Source organism: Streptomyces sp. NPDC002088, from assembly GCF_040296605.1.
GTDB lineage: Bacteria > Actinomycetota > Actinomycetes > Streptomycetales > Streptomycetaceae > Streptomyces.
Genome location: NZ_JBEOXO010000002.1, coordinates 268,929 through 289,640 on the forward strand (window position 1 = coordinate 268,929; position 20,712 = coordinate 289,640).

At 70.9% G+C, this 20,712-nt stretch carries 17 protein-coding genes and 2 pseudogenes; 10 read left to right on the top strand and 9 right to left on the bottom strand.

Going from position 1 to position 20,712, the window contains the following annotated elements; translation table 11 throughout:
* Positions 1–15 precede the first annotated feature (15 nt).
* The 3 genes from ABT114_RS04925 to ABT114_RS04935 all read right to left on the bottom strand — a co-directional run bounded on the left by ABT114_RS04925 (position 16) and on the right by ABT114_RS04935 (position 1,714).
* On the bottom strand, positions 16–678 hold the full coding sequence (locus tag ABT114_RS04925; protein WP_351138665.1) for a DUF5063 domain-containing protein: 663 nt from the start codon (positions 676–678) through the stop codon (positions 16–18).
* The gene (gene recR, locus ABT114_RS04930; RefSeq protein WP_351138667.1) at positions 671–1,270 is read right to left on the bottom strand and encodes a recombination mediator RecR; all 600 of its coding nucleotides are present in this window, start codon (positions 1,268–1,270) and stop codon (positions 671–673) included. Before recR ends, ABT114_RS04925 begins: the two co-directional genes overlap by 8 nt.
* Positions 1,271–1,369: 99 nt before the next feature.
* Complete coding sequence (locus tag ABT114_RS04935; RefSeq protein WP_351138669.1) at positions 1,370–1,714, bottom strand: YbaB/EbfC family nucleoid-associated protein; 345 nt, start codon at positions 1,712–1,714, stop codon at positions 1,370–1,372.
* 280 nt (positions 1,715–1,994) lie between these two features.
* On the opposite strand from ABT114_RS04935, the gene ABT114_RS04940 reads away from it, so the two are divergent.
* On the top strand, positions 1,995–2,741 hold the full coding sequence (locus ABT114_RS04940; protein ID WP_351138671.1) for an SLATT domain-containing protein: 747 nt from the start codon (positions 1,995–1,997) through the stop codon (positions 2,739–2,741).
* A 28-nt stretch (positions 2,742–2,769) separates the two neighbouring features.
* Here ABT114_RS04940 and ABT114_RS04945 read toward each other — a convergent pair whose 3' ends face one another.
* Together ABT114_RS04945 and ABT114_RS04950 are read right to left on the bottom strand one after the other, a co-directional pair.
* The gene (locus tag ABT114_RS04945; RefSeq protein WP_351138673.1) at positions 2,770–4,293 is read right to left on the bottom strand and encodes a substrate-binding domain-containing protein; all 1,524 of its coding nucleotides are present in this window, start codon (positions 4,291–4,293) and stop codon (positions 2,770–2,772) included.
* Positions 4,294–4,417: 124 nt separating this feature from the next.
* Complete coding sequence (locus ABT114_RS04950) at positions 4,418–6,238, bottom strand: serine/threonine-protein kinase (RefSeq protein ID WP_351138675.1); 1,821 nt, start codon at positions 6,236–6,238, stop codon at positions 4,418–4,420.
* Between the two features lie 222 nt (positions 6,239–6,460).
* Between ABT114_RS04950 and ABT114_RS04955 the strand changes: the two genes are divergently transcribed.
* The 4 genes from ABT114_RS04955 to ABT114_RS04970 all read left to right on the top strand — a co-directional run bounded on the left by ABT114_RS04955 (position 6,461) and on the right by ABT114_RS04970 (position 11,802).
* Positions 6,461–7,816: an aspartate aminotransferase family protein gene (locus ABT114_RS04955; protein ID WP_351138677.1), complete on the top strand. Its 1,356-nt coding sequence runs from the start codon at positions 6,461–6,463 to the stop codon at positions 7,814–7,816.
* Positions 7,817–7,931: 115 nt separating this feature from the next.
* Complete coding sequence (locus ABT114_RS04960; RefSeq protein WP_351138679.1) at positions 7,932–8,633, top strand: GntR family transcriptional regulator; 702 nt, start codon at positions 7,932–7,934, stop codon at positions 8,631–8,633.
* Positions 8,630–11,083, top strand: coding sequence for a dolichyl-phosphate beta-glucosyltransferase (locus ABT114_RS04965; RefSeq protein WP_351138681.1), 2,454 nt, complete (start codon positions 8,630–8,632; stop codon positions 11,081–11,083). Before ABT114_RS04960 ends, ABT114_RS04965 begins: the two co-directional genes overlap by 4 nt.
* A 68-nt stretch (positions 11,084–11,151) precedes the next feature.
* Positions 11,152–11,802: a putative DNA-mimic protein gene (locus ABT114_RS04970; RefSeq protein WP_351138683.1), complete on the top strand. Its 651-nt coding sequence runs from the start codon at positions 11,152–11,154 to the stop codon at positions 11,800–11,802.
* Between the two features lie 110 nt (positions 11,803–11,912).
* Here the strand turns inward: ABT114_RS04970 and ABT114_RS04975 are convergent.
* Positions 11,913–12,131: pseudogene (locus tag ABT114_RS04975) on the bottom strand (bifunctional DNA primase/polymerase); the annotation flags it as partial.
* A 355-nt stretch (positions 12,132–12,486) separates the two neighbouring features.
* On the opposite strand from ABT114_RS04975, the pseudogene ABT114_RS04980 reads away from it, so the two are divergent.
* Positions 12,487–12,697, top strand: a pseudogene (locus ABT114_RS04980) (DUF397 domain-containing protein).
* Positions 12,694–13,212 carry a hypothetical protein gene (locus ABT114_RS04985; RefSeq protein WP_351138685.1) on the top strand — a complete coding sequence of 173 codons (519 nt, stop codon included), beginning with the start codon at positions 12,694–12,696 and terminating at the stop codon, positions 13,210–13,212. Before ABT114_RS04980 ends, ABT114_RS04985 begins: the two are co-directional and overlap by 4 nt.
* Positions 13,213–13,232: 20 nt before the next feature.
* Here ABT114_RS04985 and ABT114_RS04990 read toward each other — a convergent pair whose 3' ends face one another.
* Together ABT114_RS04990 and ABT114_RS04995 are read right to left on the bottom strand one after the other, a co-directional pair.
* Positions 13,233–15,053, bottom strand: a complete 1,821-nt coding sequence (locus tag ABT114_RS04990; protein ID WP_351138687.1) for a bifunctional metallophosphatase/5'-nucleotidase — start codon at positions 15,051–15,053, stop codon at positions 13,233–13,235.
* Between the two features lie 178 nt (positions 15,054–15,231).
* Positions 15,232–16,515 (bottom strand): adenylosuccinate synthase, encoded by a 1,284-nt coding sequence (locus ABT114_RS04995; RefSeq protein ID WP_351138689.1) that lies wholly within the window; start codon positions 16,513–16,515, stop codon positions 15,232–15,234.
* Between the two features lie 210 nt (positions 16,516–16,725).
* Here ABT114_RS04995 and ABT114_RS05000 point away from each other — a divergent pair, with 210 nt between their 5' ends.
* Positions 16,726–17,604 carry a diacylglycerol kinase family protein gene (locus ABT114_RS05000; protein WP_351138691.1) on the top strand — a complete coding sequence of 293 codons (879 nt, stop codon included), beginning with the start codon at positions 16,726–16,728 and terminating at the stop codon, positions 17,602–17,604.
* A 25-nt stretch (positions 17,605–17,629) separates the two neighbouring features.
* Here ABT114_RS05000 and ABT114_RS05005 read toward each other — a convergent pair whose 3' ends face one another.
* Positions 17,630–18,121 (bottom strand): GbsR/MarR family transcriptional regulator, encoded by a 492-nt coding sequence (locus ABT114_RS05005; RefSeq protein ID WP_351138693.1) that lies wholly within the window; start codon positions 18,119–18,121, stop codon positions 17,630–17,632.
* Positions 18,122–18,196: 75 nt separating this feature from the next.
* On the opposite strand from ABT114_RS05005, the gene ABT114_RS05010 reads away from it, so the two are divergent.
* Together ABT114_RS05010 and ABT114_RS05015 are read left to right on the top strand one after the other, a co-directional pair.
* Positions 18,197–19,090, top strand: a complete 894-nt coding sequence (locus tag ABT114_RS05010; RefSeq protein WP_351138695.1) for an ABC transporter ATP-binding protein — start codon at positions 18,197–18,199, stop codon at positions 19,088–19,090.
* Between the two features lie 71 nt (positions 19,091–19,161).
* The gene (locus ABT114_RS05015; protein ID WP_351139498.1) at positions 19,162–20,670 is read left to right on the top strand and encodes an ABC transporter permease; all 1,509 of its coding nucleotides are present in this window, start codon (positions 19,162–19,164) and stop codon (positions 20,668–20,670) included.
* Positions 20,671–20,712 lie beyond the last annotated feature (42 nt).

A 20,712-nucleotide genomic window follows, 5' to 3' on the forward strand; every position in this document is an offset into this window, starting at 1 on the left:
GGAGGGCGGGTGTCGCTACTGCTTGGCCGGTCCCAGCCCCAGCGACCCGCCGATCTCCTCCGCCATCACCCGGCCGGCCTCGATCTCCAGAGCGTCGTCGCCCATGTCCTGGTCCGTGTCCAGGCCGTCCAGTTCCTCCAGGGGCTGGTTCAGGCGGATGTGGGCGAGGACGGAGTGCAGGGCCCTGAGGCTGGCCGAGGCCGTGGTGCCCCAGTTGGAGAAGTAGGAGAACTGCCACCACCAGAGGGCTTCCGTGGTGCGGCCGGCGCGGTAGTGGACCATGCCGTGGCGCAGGTCGGCGATGACGTCCGCCAGGTCGTCGGAGATACGGGCCGGGACGGGCGCCTTGCGGGGCTCGTAGGGGTCGAAGACCTCCGAGTAGACGTCGATCGGCTCCAGGAGGCGGGCGAGGTTCTCACGGAGATCGTCCACGTCCGGTTCCGGGCCCGGGTCGGGCTCGTAGCGCTCATCGGGGACGATGTCCTCGTGCGCGCCGAGCCGGCCGCCGGCCAGGAGCAGCTGGGAGACCTCCAGGAGGAGGAAGGGGACGGCCGAGTCGGGCTCGTCGCCCTTCGCGACCTCCGTGACGGCCACCAGGAAGCTCTCGACCTGGTCCGCGATCTGGACCGCGAAGTCGTCCGGGTTCTGCTCGGTCGCGTGCAGCGTGGCGTCAGACATCTAGGAGTCGTCTCCCCTCGAAGGCGCGGCCGAGTGTGACCTCGTCCGCGTATTCCAGGTCGCCACCCACCGGGAGGCCGCTGGCCAGGCGGGTGACCTTCAGGCCCATGGGCTTGATCATGCGGGCGAGGTACGTCGCCGTCGCCTCGCCTTCGAGATTCGGGTCCGTGGCCAGGATCAGTTCGGTGACCGTCCCGTCGGCCAGGCGGGCCAGGAGTTCCCGTATCCGAAGGTCGTCGGGACCGACCCCCTCGATCGGGCTGATCGCGCCGCCGAGGACGTGGTAGCGGCCGCGGAACTCACGGGTGCGCTCGATGGCCACGACGTCCTTCGGCTCCTCGACGACACAGATGACCGTGGGGTCGCGGCGGGCGTCGCGGCAGATGTTGCACAGCTCCTCCTGCGCGACGTTGCCGCAGGTCGCGCAGAAGCGGACCTTCGCCTTCACCTCGAGGAGGGCGTGCGCGAGGCGGCGCACGTCCGTCGGTTCCGCCTGGAGGATGTGGAAGGCGATCCGCTGCGCGCTCTTGGGACCGACGCCGGGAAGCCGCCCCAGCTCGTCGATGAGGTCCTGGACCACGCCTTCGTACAACGGACTGCCCTTCCTGGGTCTTCAGGGTCTTTCAGTACGTACCGTAGTTGGCCGCCGCCCGTTCGAGAAAGGCGGTACGGGCCTCACTCGGTACGAACGTCAGAACGGCAGGCCGGGGATGCCGCTGCCGCCGCCCAGCCCCTGGGCCAGCGGGCCGAGCTTCTGCTGCTGGAGGGTCTGCGCGTTCTCGTTGGCCGCGTGGACGGCCGCGACGATGAGGTCGGCGAGGGTCTCGGTGTCGTCCGGGTCCACCGCCTTCGGGTCGATCTTCAGGGCGCGGAGCTCGCCGGAGCCCGTCACGGTCGCCCTCACCAGGCCGCCGCCCGCCTGGCCGTCGACCTCTGTCTGCGCCAGTTCCTCCTGCGCCCGCGCCAAGTCCTGCTGCATCTTCTGGGCCTGCTGGAGCAGCTGCTGCATGTTGGGCTGGCCACCACCGGGAATCACGATCAGCTCCTGGTTTCGTACGGCTGTCGGAGCGGGGATTTCCCCGCCTGGCACGAGCCTACGTGGTCCAGGCAGGCATCGCTCCAGCACTCTTTCGAGTGAGTTGATTGTCCGCCCTATACCTGATCAAGGCCCCCGTCCGGGCGGAAAAGCAATGAAACCTTCCTCTTCGCCACCCATTGGGCGGTAGGAAGGTGCGGCGCACCAGCATCAGATGTCACGGTGTCGCGGTGCGCGGTGTGACGCAACGTGATCGGTCGGGATCAGTAGGGAGTGCCGGGTGGGTCAGCCGGAGATGCAGCCCGAGGGTCCGCCTCAGGACGGGCGGGGCGAGGGTGCGGCCGGGCTGCGGCCGGGCGATCTGACCGGGCGGGCGTTTCCGCTCGGGGACTGGGGCGAGCCGGCGGAGCGGCTGGACGAGCTGTACCGGTGGGCGGAGCGCGGGGCCCTGGAGACCGCGGCCTGGTACCTGTCCGACCGGATGTGGAAGCGGCGGGGCGCGCGGGTGCTGCGCACGGGTGCGGCGGCCGGGGCGGTCTCGGGGGCCGCGCTGCCCTTCCTGGACCTCACCGGAGTCGTCAACGGGTTGGCCCCGTGGGGATATCTGGCGCTGCTGCTCGCGGGGGCGTGCGTGGGCGTCGACCGGTTCTTCGGGGTGACGTCGGGGTGGATAAGGGACGTGGCGACCGCGCAGGCGGTCCAGCGGCGGCTTCAGATGTTCCAGTTCGACTGGGCGTCGGAGAGCGTGCGGGAGGTGCTGGGTCCGGCGGAGGGCACGGCGAGCGAGGCCGCCGACCGGTGTCTGGGGGTGCTGCGAAGGTTCACGGAGGACGTGACCGAGCTGGTGCGGGCGGAGACCGCCGACTGGATGATGGAGTTCCGTACCGGGTCGGCGCCGCTGGGCATCCAGTCGACGATGGCCGCCGTGCCCCGGCAGGACGCCGCGGGCGGGCAGGGGCGCTTCCCCCTGCCGCCGGGTCCGGCCCGGCCGAACATGCCCAGACAGCGCCCGCCCGAGCCCAGGTGACCCGGGGGCAGCGGGCCTGGGCGAAGCCCTAGGCGCAGAGCTTCATCCCCTCCGGTGTCCAGCACGGTATGTGCCCGTGGGTGCGGATCACGTCCTGGCCGTTTCCCCGTGCCAGGTAGGTCAGGAAGCTCGACGCCAGGGAGTCGGCCGGGGGCCGGCCGTAGGTGTAGGCGTACTCGATCTCCCGGTAGGGGTAGGCGCTCGTGCCGTGTTCGATGGCGTCGACGGACGGCGGGTCGGCGTCGAGGTTCAGGTGGTGCAGGCCCGGTGCCCGGTCGGCCGCATTGAGTTCGCTGTAGCCGATCGCGCCGGGGAGTTCGGCGACCTTCGCCAGGACCTGGTCCGTCGAGTCCAGCTCGCAGCGGGTCACCGGTGCCGTCGGGTCGTCCTTGTGGACGCAGTCGACGGACGAGTTGGCGATCTCGCCGCGGCCCAGTACCCGGCGCTGGAAGACCTGCCGGGTCCCCGAGTTGGCGTCGCGGCTGACCAGGTGCACCGGCAGGTCCGGCCCGCCGAGCTGCCGCCAGTTGGTGATCTCGCCGCGGTACAGGCGCCGTACGTCCCGCGTCGACAGGTTCTTCAGCGGGACGTCGTCGTTGACGACGAGCGCGAAGACCGACACCGCGATCCGGTTCTCCCGCAGCTCGGGCATGTCGCTGGGCTTGGGGCCGTCGGAGAGGGCCACGACGGGCGGCGCGCCCTTGCCCTGCGCACCGGCCGCCGCCAGCTCCCGTACACCCGCCGTCGAGCCATGCGCGTCGATCACGACGGTCGCACCTTCGCAGTCCCGCTGGTACTTCTGCGCGACCTCCTTCAGCACGGGCGCGAACGCGGTCGAGCCGGTGACCGTCAGAGTGCCGTGGGCGCAGCCGATGGGCGGCGGGGTGTCGTCGCGGGTGACGACGATGCCGGCGAGGGTGAGGACGCTGAGCGTGAGCGTGATGGTGATCAGCCGGGCCGCGCGGCTGAACAGGGGCGGCTTCTCGTCCGGGGTCGCGCTGCGGTTGGGGTGCACCTCGCCGTCCCGGATGCCGCCGCTCAGCCGGATCTCGCGGCCCACGTCGCCGCCGGAGAGCAGCACGAGCAGCTTGAAGTGGTCGCCGCGGTTGAGCGGGACGCGCGGGATGCGCAGGGTATTGCCCTCGTAGCCGAGGCCGGCGGCCGCGGTGAAGTGGTCCATGAGGTGGTCGGTCTCGGGCGGCTGGGTGACCGAGACACCCCGGATGGTGCGGTCGGTGAACACCGCGGTCAGGCCGTGGAGTTCGCGTCCGGTGTAGTCGCTGTCGACGATGCTCTGCGAGCCGTCGTTCTCTATCCGCAGCAGGACGAGCGTGGCGTCGGTCATGCCGGGGGCCTCGTCGAACAGCCCCAGCCGTCTGTTGGCCCGCCCCGATCTGACGTCGTCCCCGATCGGGTTGTCCATCTGTACGCGGTAGCCGATCCGTTTGCGCCGCGGCACCCGGCGCTCGTACCAGACCATGACGCCGGACGCGACGATACCGAGCACCGCCGTCCCGACGGCCACGACGTTCTCTGCGCTCAGCCACTCCACAGTGGGTTCCCCCGCCACTCCCGGAGCCGGATCGTGGGGTCACCGTACGGCTGTCCGAAAGGGCATTCCAGGCCGCACCGCCGAAGTTCGCCGTACGTTCAACTTCCCTGCTGGAACAGGTACTTCATCTCTGCCTGAGGTACGTCAGCTTCTCCCCCGTGCTCGTGTTCACGCGCTCCAGGCTGCCGTCCGGCAGCAGGGTGATCTCGGTGGCCGCTCCCGGCGAGCAGGAGGAGCGGGGTTCGCCGGACGCCACGGTGGACGGGCCGATCTCCAACGGGCCGTCCACGCCCGGCTTCTGGGCCAGCGGCGCCGTGAACTCGCAGTGGTAGGTGCCGTTCCCGGCGGGACCGTCGGCGACCAGGGTGAGGACCGCCTCGCCCACCTCGCCCTGCCGGATCGTCAGCCGGCGGGTGTTCGCGCCGTCGGCGTTGTCGATCGTCGCGGCCCAGGTGCCGAGGTACCCCTCAGGGACGGCTCCGTCGCCGGGCGACTCGGAACTCGGCGGTTCCGTCCGGGACGGCTCGGGGGTCGTGGGGTCCGGCGAGGTGCGCGCGTCGGTGGCCGGCGAGGCGGTGGGGCCCGCGGCGGGGCTGCCGCCCCCGCTCATCAGGCCGTACACCGAACCGCCCGCGGCCAGCGCGACGACCAGGGCGACCACGACGAGGAGAGCCGTGGAGCGGCCGCTGCGGCGCTGCGGTTCCTGGAGGACGCCGGGTGGATGGAGCGCGGTCGCGCCGAGGGGCGGGGGGCCGCCGTACGGCTGGGTGGGGCCGGGGTTGCCGTAGGGGTTGTACGGCGCCGGAACAGCGGCGGGAGCATCCTGGGGGTAGCCGTAGGCCGGGTGCTGCTGGGGGTGCTGCGCGGGATGGCCGTAGGCGGGGTGCGCAGGCGCCGGTGCCGCCGCGTTCGGCGGCGTCGCCACCGGCGTCGGCTGGCGCCCCGGGCCTGCCGTGTCCGCCGGGGGGACGTCGTCCGCGGCGGACGCGTGCTCGGGGGCGGCCTCCGGGGCAGGCGCCGCCCCCTGCGGGTCCTCCGTCTCCAGCAACCGCACGGCGTGCCGGCCGAGCTGGGCCACCAGCGCGCCCGGCAGCCAGGGATCGCGGGAACGTCCGCCGGAGACGGTGTCCTCGGCGCCCGTCCGCTCCAGGATCGTCTCGAGCGACGGCCGGGCCGCCGGGTCCTTCTTCAGACAGTCGCGTACGAGGTCGGCGATGCCCTCGGGCACGCCCGCCAGGTCGGGTTCCTCCTGGGCGATGCGGAACATCAGGGCGTGCACCCCGCTGTCGGCGGAGCCGAAGGGCAGGGCGCCGGTCGCGGCGTACGCGAGCAGCGAACCGAGGCAGAACACGTCGCACGCGGGCGTGACGCGGTCGCCGCGCACCTGCTCGGGCGCCATGAAGCCGGGCGAACCGACGAGCGAGCCGGTGCGTGTCAGACCGCTCTCCGTCAGCGTCTCCATCGCCCGCGCGATCCCGAAGTCGATGACCCGGGGACCGTCGATGGTCACCAGCACGTTGGACGGCTTGAGGTCGCGGTGGATGATCCCGGCGGCGTGGATGTCCTGCAGAGCGTGGGCGAGCCCGGCGGCGAGGATCCGTACCGAACGCTCGGGCAGGGCTCCGTGATCACGCCCGACGACCTGCTGGAGGCTGGGCCCGGCGACATACCCGGTGGCGACCCACGGCACCGCGGCCTCGGTGTCCGCGTCCAGCACCGGCGCCGTCCAGTGCCCGCCGACCCGCCGCGCGGCCTGCACCTCCTGCCGGAACCTCGCCCGGAACTCCTCCTGCGCGGCCAGCTCCGGGCGCACCAGCTTCACCGCGACCGTGCGCCCCCGGTCGGACCGCGCGAGGTACACGTGCCCCATCCCGCCGGCCCCGAGCCGCGCCAGCAGCCGGTACGCGCCGATCCTCGGCGGCTCCCCGGGCGCCAGTTCCTCCATGGCTGCGCCGCCTTCCCCCCATAGGTGTGCAACGCACCGAGAATAGTGCGGTCCCGAGGGGAGCCGTCGGAAGCGGTGTCCACCGCTCCGTAACAGCCGTTGCGGGCGAAGGCAGCGAGGTCGGGCACGACGGGTGGCCTGGACAACCTGTCGCGGAAACCCCCTGTCCGCAGACAGGACGCCGATACCGCTTCCGCATCGCGGACATTTACGCTCACCCGCATGACCCCTCAGACCGACCCCCAGGCCGGCGCCGCCGTGAAGGCCGCGGACCGCGCGCACGTCTTCCACTCCTGGTCCGCCCAGGAGCTCATCGACCCGCTCGCCGTCGCAGGCGCGGAGGGGTCGTACTTCTGGGACTACGACGGCAACCGCTACCTCGACCTCACCAGCGGGCTCGTCTTCACGAACATCGGCTACCAGCACCCGAAGGTCGTCGCCGCGATCCAGGAACAGGCCGCGACCCTGTCCACGTTCGCGCCCGCCTTCGCCGTCGAGGCACGGTCCGAGGCGGCCCGGCTGATCGCCGAGCGCACCCCCGGCGACCTGGACAAGATCTTCTTCACCAACGGTGGCGCCGACGCCGTGGAGCACGCGGTGCGCATGGCGCGGCTGCACACCGGACGCCCGAAGGTGCTCTCGGCGTACCGCTCGTACCACGGTGGTACGCAGCAGGCGATCAACATCACCGGTGACCCGCGCCGGTGGGCGTCCGACGGTGCCGCGGCCGGGGTCGTGCACTTCTGGGCGCCGTTCCTGTACCGCTCCCGCTTCTACGCCGAGACCGAGGAGCAGGAGTGCGCGCGGGCGCTGGAGCACCTGGAGACGACGATCGCCTTCGAGGGGCCGTCGACGGTCGCCGCGATCATCCTGGAGACCATTCCGGGCACGGCCGGGATCATGGTCCCGCCGCCGGGCTACCTGGCCGGCGTGCGGGAGATCTGCGACAAGTACGGGATCGTCTTCATCCTGGACGAGGTCATGGCCGGGTTCGGGCGCACCGGTGAGTGGTTCGCGGCCGACCTGTTCGACGTGGTGCCGGACCTGATGACCTTCGCCAAGGGCGTGAACTCCGGATATGTGCCGCTCGGCGGGGTCGCGATCTCCGGCGCGATCGCGGAGACGTTCGGGAAGCGGCCGTACCCGGGCGGTCTGACGTACTCCGGGCACCCGCTGGCCTGCGCGGCCGCCGTCGCGACGATCAACGTGATGGCCGAGGAGGGCATAGTCGAGAACGCGGCGAAGCTGGGCGCGTCCGTCGTCGAGCCGGGGCTGCGGGAGCTGGCGGAGCGGCACCCGAGCGTCGGCGAGGTGCGCGGCGTCGGCATGTTCTGGGCCGTTGAGCTGGTCAAGAACCAGCAGACGCGGGAGCCGCTGGTGCCGTACAACGCGGCCGGTGAGGCGAACGCGCCGATGGCCGCGTTCGGCGCCGCCGCGAAGAAGCACGGCGTGTGGCCCTTCATCAACATGAACCGGACGCACTTCGTGCCGCCGTGCAATGCCGGCGAGGCCGAACTGAAGGAGGGGCTGGCCGCTCTGGACGCCGCGCTCTCCGTGGCCGACGAGCACACGGAGTAGGCGCCTCACCCGGGCGGCCCGGGAACCCGAACGCGTAAGGTGGCGTGCTCGTAGATGTACACGAGCGACGCGGACGAGCACGCCCCTTCCACGTGACGAGGGAGACACCCTGACCATGCCCGGCCCCAGCGGCAACGGCGCCGTGACCCGCAGCACCCTGCGACAGCAGATCGCGGACGCCCTTCGTGACGAGGTGCTGGCCGGGCGGCTGCAGCCGGGGCAGGAGTTCACGGTGAAGGAGATCGCCGAGCAGTACGGGGTCTCCGCGACCCCGGTGCGCGAGGCGCTCGTCGATCTTTCCGCGCAGGGCCTCCTGGAGGCCGACCAGCACCGCGGTTTCCGCGTGCACGAGTACTCGTTCGAGGACTTCCGGGGCATCATCGAGGCCCGCGGACTGGTCGTCGAGGGCATGTTCCACGCGCTCGAATCCGGCCACAAGGGCTTCCAGAACCTCGATGACCCGCGGGTCGCCGCCGCCGTGGCGGGGGTGCGCCGGCGCGGCGAGGAGGCACAGCGCGCCGCCGACGCCGGTGACCTGATCGTCCTGATCGGTTACGACCTGCGGTTCTGGCGCGAGCTCAGCTCCCTGTTCGGCAACCCCTACCTGGTCGACTTCCTGCACCGGCTGCGGGTGCAGTCCTGGGTGTGCACGGTGCAGCACCTGCGCCGGGTGGCCGACCTGCGCGGCCACCTGTGGTCCGGCCACACCCGGCTGGTCGACGCCCTCGCTCAACGCGACACCGCCGCCGCCCGATCGATCGTCGCGGAGTACAACGCGCACTCCCTGGCCGTCATCGAGCGAGTGGCAGGCGGATGAGCGGCCCGGGCACCGGACGGATCAGCGCCGCCGGGGGGAGCACCATCGAGCTGTCCGTCATCGTCCCCGCCTACAACGAGGAGCAGCGGCTCGGCCCGACGCTCGACGCGATCACCCGCTATCTGGGCGAACCCGAGGGCCGTTGGGGCGAGTGGGAGGTCGTGGTCGCCGACGACGGCTCCACCGACGCCACCCGCGAGATCGTCGCCGCCCGCCGGGACCCCCGGATCCAGCTGGTCACCAGCCCCCGCAACCGGGGCAAGGGCCACGCCCTGCGGCTCGGCGTCGCCGCCTCGCGCGGTCGGCGCGTGCTGCTCACGGACGCCGACCTGGCGGCACCGATCGAGGAGTTGGAGAAGCTCGACAAGGCGCTGAGCGAAGGGAACGCGGCAGCCGCCGGCTCCCGCTCGGTCCCGGGCGCGACGATAGGCGACCACCAGCACCGGCTGCGTGAACTGCTCGGCCGCGCCGGCAACTTACTCATACGCTGGGTCGCGGTCCCCGGGATACGCGACACCCAGTGCGGCTTCAAGCTGTTCGACGGCGACAAGGCGCGAGCCGCCTTCGCCGGCTCCCGGCTCAACGGCTGGGGCATCGACGTCGAAGTCCTCCAGCACTTCCGCCGGGCCGACTGGCCGGTCGCCGAGGTCCCGGTGACCTGGTCCCACCAGTCCGGCTCGAAGCTGCGGCCCCTGGACTACGCCCGGGTCCTCGGCGAACTCGGCCGCCTCAAGGCCCGCGCCCTGCGCCCCGCCGACGCCTTCGTGGCCATCCTCTTCCTCCTCATGGCGACGGCCCTGTACTCGGGCCGCTTCTTCGACCCGTCCCACCGCTATCTCCCGGACTCCCTCCAGGACCAGAACCAGTGGGAGTGGTTCTTCGCGGTCACCGCCGACAGCGTCGCCCATCTGCGCAACCCGCTCTTCACCGACCTCCAGGGCTTCCCCGACGGTGTGAACCTCATGGCCAACACGGTCATGCTGGGCCTGTCCGTCCCCTTCGCCCCCATCACCCTGCTCTTCGGCCCCGCGATCGCGCTCAGCCTCTGTATGACCCTGGGCCTGGCCGCCACCGCGGCCGCCTGGTACTGGCTGATCGTGAAACGGGTCGTACGGCAGCGGGCCGCGGCCTTCCTCGGCGCCTCACTGGCCGCCTTCGCCCCGCCGATGGTCAGCCACGCCAACGCCCACCCCAACTTCGTGATCCTGTTCATGATCCCGCTGATCATCGACCGCGCCCTGCGGCTGTGCGCGGGCACGCGGGTCGTACGGGACGCGGTGATCCTCGGCCTGATGGCGGCCTACCAGGTCTTCCTCGGCGAAGAGCCCCTGCTGCTCGCGTCGATCGGGATGCTGCTGTTCGCCGTCGCCTACGGGGTCCTGCGGCGGGACGTGGCGAAGGCGGCCTGGCGCCCGCTGCTACGCGGCCTGCTGATCGCCGCCGCGGTCTGTCTGCCGATCATCTGCTACCCGCTGGCCTGGCAGTTCGCCGGCCCGCAGAGCTACCAGAGCGTCCTGCACGGCGACAACGCGGGCAACAGCCCCCTCGCCCTGCTCTCCTTCTCCGAACGCTCACTGATCGCGGGCGACGCGGAGCGCGCGAACGCCCTCTCCCTCAACCCGACGGAGCAGAACGCCTTCTACGGCTGGCCGCTGGCCCTCCTCGCCTTCGCGATCGTCGTACGGCTGTGGGAGCGGGCCGTGGTCAAGGCGCTGGCGTTCACGGCACTGGCGGCGGCCGTACTGTCGCTGGGCCCCAAGATCCGCATCCCGCTGACCGACACGGTCCTCCCCGGCCCCTGGGCCCTCCTCTCCGACAAGCCCCTGTTCGAGTCGGTCATCGAGGGCCGGGTCGCGATGGTCTGCGCCCCCGCGCTGGGCATGCTCCTCGCACTCGCGGTCGAACGGCTGGCGGCGATCCGACGCCTGGGCACGGTGTACGCCGGACTGCTGGCCGTCTCCCTCGCCCTGCTCCCCCTCATACCCGCCCCCCTGAAGTCGACGGCCCGCCCCGACGTCCCCGCCTTCATCACGGACGGCATGTGGAAGTCGTACGTCCGCGACGGCGAGAGCCTGGTCCCGGTGCCGCTGCCCGACCCCGGCAACGCGGAGGCGCTGCACTGGCAGACGGCCGCGCACCTGGGCTTCAAACTCCCCGGCGGCTACTTCAACGGCCCCTACGGCGACGACCGCATCGGCATCTACGGCGCCTCCCCGCGCTACACCTCCAACCTGCTGCGGGACATCCGCTACTCGGGCAAGGTCCCGACGATCGGCAAGAACTGGCAGGCGCAGGCCGCACGGGACTTCGCCTTCTGGAAGGCGGGCGTACTCGTCCTCGCCCCGCAGCCCAACGACACCCTGCTGCGCCAGGCCCTGGAGAAGCTGGTGGGCCGGCCCGGTAAGTGGACCGGCGGGGTGTGGGTATGGGACCTGCACGAGGGGAGCTGAACCCGTGCCGCACCGACTACTCTTCCCTTCCCTGACCGCCGTGCTACACGCTGAGCGAGGAGCTCTCTTTGGCCTGTGACCTGTGGCTGGTACCGCTCGTCGACGTGTTGTGCCACACGCCCGACAACCCGTTCGCCGAGGAACTCGCGCAGTACAACAAGGTGCTCGCCGAAGCCGGGCTGCCGCCGGTGCCGGTGTACCAGTACATGCCGGGCCTGTCCGGCGAGGTCGCCCCCGTGGCCGGCTTCGACTACGACGCCCTGCACTTCCTGCGCCGCGCCTATCTCCTCCAGGTGTGCGGGCTGCCGGTCACACCGGTGGACGATCTGGGCGGCGACTACGAGCAGCTTCTGGAGATGTTCGAGTCGACGGCCCAGCAGTCGCACCTGGTCTGGCACTACGACCACGCGGGTGCGTACGTGCCCGTGGACTTCCCGCAGCCCCTGTCCAACGACGAACTGCTCGCGGGCGGCGGCCCGCTGGGCTCCTCGCAGTCGCTGCTGCGGGAGCTGGAGTTCGTCGCCCCGTCGATCGGCATCGACCCGGCGAACCCTCCGGCGGCACCCAGCCCGCCGTCCGCTCCCACGGAGCTGGAGGAACCCGCCGTACCGGCGCCGTACGACCCCAGTCCGTTCGGGCGCGAGCGGCACGTCTGGCTCGGGCTGCACGCGGCGGCGACGCGGAGTCTGGCGCAGGGGTCGATGATCGTGTTCAGCTGAGGGGCAGCGCCCGACCGGGGAGAGCCCCTGCGGGGAACCCACCCGCAGGTGCCCCCCGCTCAGGTACCGCTCAGAACTTGCCGGCCACGCCGCGTCGGCCGACCTGCCGGAGGCCAGGTTCTGGACCCGGCGGTGCTTCCGGCGCGTACGAGGAAGTAGACCGCCCGCTTCCCGCTCGCCGCTTCGACCACCGGGCCCGGGTCGCCGCCCGTCATTCTGGCCAGCCGGTCCGCCAGTGCGCGGCCCTCGTCGCCGTCGACCCGGATCGCGTCGAACTGCACGCCCGCCTTGCGGAGTTGGATGCCCGTCGCGGGAATCCAGCCCGGCATCTCAGGGACGAGTGGGGGTTCGCCGAGGTTTCCTCGTCACTTTCCGTATTCATGAGGACAGTTTCCGCAGGCCGGGTTACGTTCTTCCATAACTCTGCGTCGACTGTTCATGACGGTCGGGAACGGGTGCGGGGTGTTGGTGACCGGTTGAGTTCGGTTGAGTTCGGGGGGTGACCGCGTTGGCGCGGGCCGGGAACAAGGTGGAGGCGGGCGGCACGGCACATCTCGTTGCCGCGCTGGCGAAAGCCCTGCGTGAGCAACAACAGTTCACACAGGAGGAGGGTGGTCAGCGATCCGGCGGAAGTGTCCCCGACGACTCACTGAGCCTCATCGAGCGGTTGGCAGGGGGAGAGCAATGACAGGCGCCGGAGCCCTTCGGTGGTTCAAGTCCAGCTACAGCGATGGCGGGGGGCGGCAACTGCGTCGAGGTCGCCTACGCCTGGCGCAAGTCGTCGTACAGCGACGGCGGCGGTGGCAACTGTGTCGAAGTCGCCGCCTGCCCGCACTCCGTCCACGCGCGACGCTGGACGCGCTGGCCCAGCACGGTCCCCGGCGCGCCGGCGTGACCCACATCGCCCGCCTGGCCGACACCAACCGCGCGTTCCTCTACCGGAACTGGGCCAGTCCCCAGGTGCTGATCCGGGACGCCACGCTGCTGGAACTCAGACGCGTGCTGGAGGTCGCACGCGAAGTACCGGGACCGCTGCCGCCGCCGCGGTGTGTCCCGGTTCGCATCGTCGTGCGGGCGGCCCGTCTGCTGCGTGAGCACCCTGTCGTCGGGGCCATGGCCCGGACCGATCCGACGCTGGCGCATGCCGCAGTGCTGCGGCCGACGACCGTGTGGCACCAAGAGGCCTGGCACTGGCTGAGCAACCACGTGACGGAACACCTGCCGCGAGGGAAGGAGCAGGAGGCGGCCACACTCGCCGTGCTCAACACCTCGCTGCCGTACGCGCTCACCCCTCCGCCGGACTCCGCCGACCTCACGACGGAACGCGCGTCCATCGACCGCAGACTGACCCTGTCCTTGCATCCCTGCCTGGGCCTTCCGCTCAACTGCCACGACTGCACGCCTGGTTGAGGAAGTGCCCGGGCGACACCTCAGAACACCGGCGTCCCGGACTGTGTCAGCTTCCAGTTGGCGGCTGCGAAGTCGGCCGGGTCCAGGGCCCCCTTCGCCGTCACGTAGTCGATCATCAGCTGGCGGATCTCGTTGGTGGAGCTGTAGGCGATGTCGGCGGCGGCGATATGCGGGTAGCCCGAACCGCCGTTGGCGCGGTAGTTGTTGACGGCGACGACGAAGACCTGGTCGTCGGCGACCGCGGTGCCGTTGTAGGTGAGGTTCTTGATCCGCGAGCCCTCGGCCTGGGCGATGTCGATGTCGTAGGAGACACCGGCCGCCGTGTCGTACATGTAGTCCCAGAAGCTGTTGGCGTTGGTGAGGGTGGCGGTGTCCACGGCCGTGCCGGACGGCACCTGGTGGTAGTACTTCGCCGCGTACTCCAGGTAGTCCTTGAGCTGGGCGCCGGTGAGCTTCTTGCCGTAGAGGGTGTTGTCGTAGATGTAGAGCCCGGCGATGTCGCGGATGGTGACGTCGCCGGCCGGGATGTCGGCGGTGCGGCTGAAGGGCGCGGCGACGGAGATGAGCGGGAGTGCGGCGTCGGAGGTGGAGAGGCCCGCCGCGACCGTCTTCATCTGTACCTCGTGGATGAAGTCCATGACGGGTACGTCCTTCCAGCACGCCTCGGCCGCCGACAGGTCCTGTGTGCAGGTGCCGACAGGGGTGTTGACGTACTTCACCACGAGCTCGTGGTCCGCCTGGAGAAGCTTGGTGATCTCGGGGTCCTCGTCGACACCGTTGGGGTTGAGGGTCTGGGCCTTCTTGCTCGTGACCTTCCACTGCCCGCGGCGGAGTTCGAGCTCGAAGTCGAAGACGCTCAGCCGGTAGCCCCAGCAGTACGGCTCGGAGAGCAGGACGTCCTCGCCGGTCTCCTCGTTCTTGACGGTGTACGAGGAGACCTCGACATGCGTGTGGCCCACGAGGATCGCGTCGATGCCGGGGACCTGCTCGGCGACGAGGTTGGAGGCGTTCTCGACGTACGGGAGCGCGTCACCGTACGACGTGGACCCGTCGAGCCCGGAGTGGTCGGTGAGGAAGACGACGTCACAGCCGAGGGCGCGCAGGCGCGGGACGTACTTCTTCGCCTGTTCGACCAGCCCGGGGAAGACCATCTTGCCGCTGACGTTGTCCTTGTCCCACAGGGCGATTCCGGGGTTGGTGAGGCCGAGAATGCCGACCTTGATGTCCGGCGCGCCCGGGACGCGGACGCGCTTCACGGTGTACGGCCGGAAGGCGGGCCGGAGCGTCTTCGCGTCGAGCGCGTTGGCGCCGAGCAGCGGGAAACGGCACTGGCTCTCGAACTTGCGCAGCACGTCGATGCCGTAGTTGAACTCGTGGTTGCCGAGGGCGGCGGCGTCGTAGCGCATGTGGTTCATGGCGACGGCCATGGGGTGCTGGGGCCCCTTCTTGCCGTCCGCTCCGGTGATGGGGTCCACGCGAGCGTAGTAGTACGCCAGTGATGTGCCCTGGATGATGTCGCCGGCGTCGACGAGCAGGACGCGGTCCTCGCCCTTCGCCTCCCGCTGCTGCTTGACGAGCGTGGCGACGCGGGCGACGCCGACCGAGTTGCCCTTGCTGTCCTTGTAGGCGGCGTCGGTGTAGTAGTCCCAGTCGAACACGTGGCTGTGCAGATCGGTCGTGCCCAGTATGGAGAACGACCAGGTGCGGGGCGGGTGTTCGGGCGTCCGGTCGGCCGCCTCGGCGGGCGCGGCGGCCGCGACGGTCCCCGCGGCGGCTGCGGCCGCACCGGTGACGGCCGACTTGTGCATGAACTCCCGGCGGTTCATGGGGGTGATGGGCATACGGGGCTCCTGGGAGGACGCGGTAGACGGGTGAGCCGTGCGGGGACTACACGCGTAGAGCGTGGCGGCTGCCGGGTCCGCCGGGAACCAGGGGCAGGTCATGCCCGGGTCAATTAACGGAAACGGCGAAAGAGGGGCGCCCCCCAAGGGGCGCCCCTCTTCCTGTCACCGCACGACCTCAGATGAACGAGTTGATCTCGATCGTCTCGTCCCGGCCCGGGCCCACGCCGATCGCGGAGATCGGGGCGCCGGACATCTCCTCCAGGGCCTTCACGTACGCCTGGGCGTTCTTCGGGAGGTCGGAGAAGGACTTCGCCTTGGTGATGTCCTCGGACCAGCCGGGGAGGGTCTCGTAGACCGGCTTCGCGTGGTGGAAGTCGCTCTGCGAGTACGGGAGTTCCTCGACGCGCTTGCCGTCGATCTCGTACGCGACGCAGACCGGGATCTCCTCCCAGCCGGTGAGGACGTCGAGCTTGGTGAGGAAGAAGTCGGTCAGGCCGTTCACGCGGGTCGCGTAGCGGGCGATGACCGCGTCGAACCAGCCGCAGCGGCGGTCACGGCCGGTGGTGACACCCCGCTCGCCGCCGATACGGCGCAGCGCGGCGCCGTCCTCGTCGAACAGTTCCGTCGGGAAGGGGCCGGCGCCGACGCGGGTCGTGTAGGCCTTGAGGATGCCGATGACCCGGCTGATCTTCGTCGGGCCCACGCCCGCACCCGTGCAGGCACCGCCGGCGGTCGGGTTCGACGACGTGACGAAGGGGTACGTGCCGTGGTCGATGTCCAGCAGCGTGCCCTGGCCGCCCTCGAAGAGGACCACCTTGTCGTCCTCGAGCGCCTGGTTGAGGACGAGGACCGTGTCGGCGACGTACGGCTGGAGCTTGTCCGCGTAGCCCAGCAGCTCCTCGACCACCTGGTCGACGGCGATGGCGCGGCGGTTGTACAGCTTGGTGAGGATCTGGTTCTTGACGTCGAGGGCCGCCTCGACCTTCTGGGTCAGGATCGACTCGTCGTACAGGTCCTGCACCCGAATGCCCACGCGGTTGATCTTGTCCGCGTAGGTCGGTCCGATGCCACGCCCCGTCGTGCCGATCTTCCGCTTCCCGAGGAAGCGTTCCGTCACCTTGTCGACGGTGACGTTGTACGGCGTGATGACGTGAGCGTTTCCGCTGATCAGCAGCTTGGACGTGTCGACGCCGCGCTCGTTCAGACCGCTCAGCTCGGAGAGCAGGACCGACGGGTCCACGACGACACCGTTGCCGATGACCGGGATGCACCCCGGGGAGAGGATTCCGGAAGGGAGGAGGTGAAGGGCATACTTCTGGTCGCCCACGACTACCGTGTGGCCGGCGTTGTTGCCGCCCTGGTAGCGCACCACATAATCGACGGAGCCGCCCAGCAGGTCCGTCGCCTTTCCCTTGCCTTCGTCACCCCACTGAGCACCGAGCAGCACAAGTGCGGGCACGCGCGTACACCCCTTCCGGGCGGGGCATGTCCAAGGTCAGGGGCGTACGCGGCACGGCCTTGTGCCTTGTACACCGGCGACCATCGTCGGCCACCGACGGCCGTCGTCGGCCGCGAACCCGTCGGACCCGGATGCCCCGGAATAGACGAAGCCCCTGGCGCAATAGCGCAAGGGGCTCTTGCACCAAGATGCTACCCGAGGAAGCGAGGCATGACCGAGGTGGCGACTTCCGACCAGTTGCTGGTGGTCATCGACCCGGTCGCCCGGCAGACGGACGGCGAGGCCGTACGGATCGCGAAAGACGTGCTCAGCGGGGGTGCGGCGACGAAGGTGTGCCTGCCGGACGGGCCCGAGGAATTCGCCCGGGCACTGGCGCGACGGGGCTCCCGTCGGCCGGTGGTCATCGGCGACGACCGGGCACTCGTGCGGGCGGTGTCCCTTTTGCACCGGCAGCGGGAGCTGGCCGGATGCGTGCTGTCGGTGGTGCCGGTGGGCAGTGCGCTGTCGGTGGCCCGTTCGCTGGGGGTGCCGACGGGGACCGTGGCGGCGGCGCGGGCCGTGCTGGACGGGGCCGAGCGGCGGCTGGACCTGCTGGTCGACGACAGTGACGGGGTGGTGCTGGGGGCGTTGCGGATACCGCCGCTTCCGGTGTTCCGGACGCCGGAGGAACCGGAACCCTCGGCCGACCCGGCACACCCCTGGCTGCGGACGTGCCAGTCACTCGTACGCACGCTGGTGCCGACCCGGCCGTCCAGGGGCCCGTCCCCCGTCGCCGCGCCCCGGCCCGGGCCGTCCCGGCTGCGGGTGGAGGTCGACGGGGTGACGCTGGTCGACCTGGACCAGCCGGTGGAGGCGGTGTCGGTAACGCCGGGCGGCGCCGGAGCGGCGGCGGTGGAGGTGCGGCCGGCGTCGGTGGGCGCGGAGGCGGCGCCACTGCTGGCGCGGGGGCGGCTGGTGACCGTGTCCGGGGCGGACTTCCGGTACCGGGCGGATGCGGGGATCTGGGGCCCGGTGCGGAGGCGGACGTGGACGGTGCGGGAGGGCGGGTTGGGGTTGACGCTGCCCTCGTCGTTGCCGTCGTCGAGGTGAGAATCCCGGAGGGGACGAAGGGGCGCTAGGAAGCGCCGAACACCTGGTCCCGGTGGACGCGCCAGCGTTCCATCATGGCCGCGATCTCGCCGTCGACGAACTCGAAGAAGGCGAGCGTCTCGGCCATGCGGCGTCCCGCCGGGGTGTCCGCGCCAAGGCTCGCGACGCCTTCCCGCAAGGCCCCTTCCCACCGCTTGAGGACCGCTTCCCGGTTGGTGAGCGCCTCGTACCACTGGTTGCTGTGCACCCGGTACCGCTCCCGCCGCGAACCGGGCTCACGCTCGCGGGAGACCATGTGCTGCTGGGCCAGGTAACGCACGGCCCCGGAGACGGCGGCCGCGCTGACCTGGAGCTGTTCGCTCAGCTCGGCGGAGGTCAGCGTGCCCGAGTCCGAGGACAGCAGGGCCGCGAAGACCCTGGCCGGCATCCGCTGCATGCCGGCCTCGACGAGCTGCGCGGCGAAGCTCTCCACGAACTTCGAGACCGCCTCCGAGTCGCGTCCCGCCACGTCTGTCATGGGGACCATCCTATCCGGCGATTCAGACTCTTCTCTAACTTCACAAGTTTCTGAAAGTAGCGTACTTTCTGAAGCATGACGAAGGCCATCACCGTCTCCGGACTGCACAAGTCGTTCGGCAGGACCCACGCCCTCGACGGCCTCGACCTGGTCGTCGAGACCGGCGAGGTCCACGGCTTCCTCGGCCCCAACGGCTCCGGCAAGTCCACCACCATCCGCGTCCTGCTCGGCCTGCTGCGCGCCGACTCGGGCGCCGCGCAGGTACTCGGCCGCGACCCGTGGGCGGACGCGGTGGAGGTGCACCGCCGGATCGCCTACGTCCCCGGCGACGTGACCCTGTGGCGCAACCTCTCCGGCGGCGAGGTCATCGACCTGTACGGCCGCCTGCGCGGAGGCCTGGACACCAAGCGCCGCGCCGGCCTGATCGAACGCTTCGAATTGGACCCCACCAAGAAGGGGCGTACGTACTCGAAGGGCAACCGGCAGAAGGTCGCCCTCGTCGCCGCCTTCGCCTCGGACGTCGACCTGCTGATCCTGGACGAGCCGACGTCGGGCCTCGACCCGCTGATGGAGGAGGTCTTCCAGCGCTGCGTGGAGGAGGAGCGCGACCGGGGCCGTACGGTCCTGCTCTCCTCGCACATCCTCAGCGAGGTCGAGGAACTCTGCGACCGGGTGAGCATCATCCGCAAGGGGCGCACGGTCGAGACGGGTTCACTGGCGGACCTCAGGCACCTCACCCGGACCAGCGTGACGGCCGAACTCGCCGGCCCGCCCAATGGGTTGGCGCATCTCCCCGGCGTCCACGACCTCGACGTACAGGGCCGGAGGGTCCGGCTCCAGGTCGACACGGACAAGCTCGACGCCGTACTGCGGTCGTTGAGCGCGTCCGGCGTACGGTCGCTGACGTCGACGCCACCGACGCTGGAGGAGCTGTTCCTGCGGCACTACCAGGACGAGGTGCCAAGGTGAGCACGATCGCGCTGAGGCAACTCACCGGCACCGGCGCCCTGTTGCGCTTCGCGCTGCGCCGCGACCGGCTGATGATGCCCGTCTGGGTGGCCGTGAACACCCTGATGGTCCTCTCCATGCCGAACACCCTCAAGGGCCTGTACGGCACCCCGGCCCAGCGCGCCGACCTCATGCAGCAGATGGCGACGAACTCCTCCCTGCGCGCGCTGATCGGCCCGGTCTTCGACGACTCGCTCGGCGCACTGACGGCGTGGCGCGTCGGCGTCTACGCGGGCGCCCTGGCCGCGGTGATGAGCCTGCTCGTCGTCGTACGACACACCAGGGACGAGGAGGAGAGCGGCCGCCAGGAGCTGTTGGCCTCGGGCATGGTGGGCCGGCGGGCCTCGCTGACGTCGGCGCTGCTCGCGGCGGCGGTCGCCAACGCCGTACTGGCGCTGCTCGTCACGGCCGGACTGGCCGGACAGGGCGTGGCCGGGGCGCTGGCCTTCGGGCTCGGGCTCGCGGCCGTCGGGATGGTCTTCGCCACGATGGCGGCGATCATCGCCCAGCTGACGAAGAGCGCACGCCTGGCCCGCGGTCTGACGGCGGCGGTCCTGGGCGCCGCCTTCGTCCTGCGCGCTGCGGGCGACTCGGCGACGGACGACGGCTCGTCGGTGCTGACCTGGCTGTCCCCGCTCGGCTGGCTGGAGAACCTGCGGTCCTTCGCCGGCGAACGGTGGTGGGTGCTGCTGCTGTTCGCGGCGGCCGTGCTGATCCAGGGGGCCGCGGCCTACGAGCTGGCCGGACGCCGGGACGTGGGCATGAGCTTCCTGCCGACCCGCCCGGGCCCGGCTTCCGGCCGTCTGGCCACCGCCGGGGCGCTGGCCTGGCGGCTGCAACGCGGCAGCGTGCTCGGCTGGAGCATCGGCTTCTTCCTCGCCGGGGTCGCCTACGGCGGCATGACGGACGGAGCGGCCGACCTGGTCGGCGACAACGACAAGGCCCGCGAGATCTTCGAACGAATGGGCGGCCACAGCGCCCTCACGGACGCCTTCCTCGCCTCGATGATCGGCATGCTCGGCCTGATCGCGGCACTGTACGTGGTCTCCTCCGTCCTACGGCTGCACGGCGAGGAGACCTCCGGGCGGGCGGAACCGGTGCTGGCGAACGCCGTGGGACGACTGCGCTGGGCCACCGGCCACCTGTCGGTCGCCTTCGGCGGATCCGCCCTGATCATGCTCCTCGCGGGGCTCGGCTTCGCCGTCGGCTACGGCAAGGAGGTCGGCCCGATCCTTGGGGCGTGCCTCGTCCAGCTCCCGGCGGTGTGGGTCATCGGCGGGCTGGCGGTCCTGCTGTACGGCGTGGCACCCCGGCTGGCGATGGCGTCCTGGGGCGTGGCCGGCGCGGTCCTGCTGATCGGCTGGGTGGGCCCGGCCCTCGACGCCCCCCGGCTCGTACTGGACCTCTCACCGTTCGGACATCTCCCGAAACTGCCGGGCGGGGAGATGGCGTGGGGGCCGGTGCTGACTCTGACGGGGCTCGCGGCGGTGCTGGTGGCCGGTGGGCTGGCGGGGCTGCGGCAGCGGGACATCACAAGCTGACCGGCAGACCGACCGGCAGCGGGAACCTCCGGACGGCCTGCG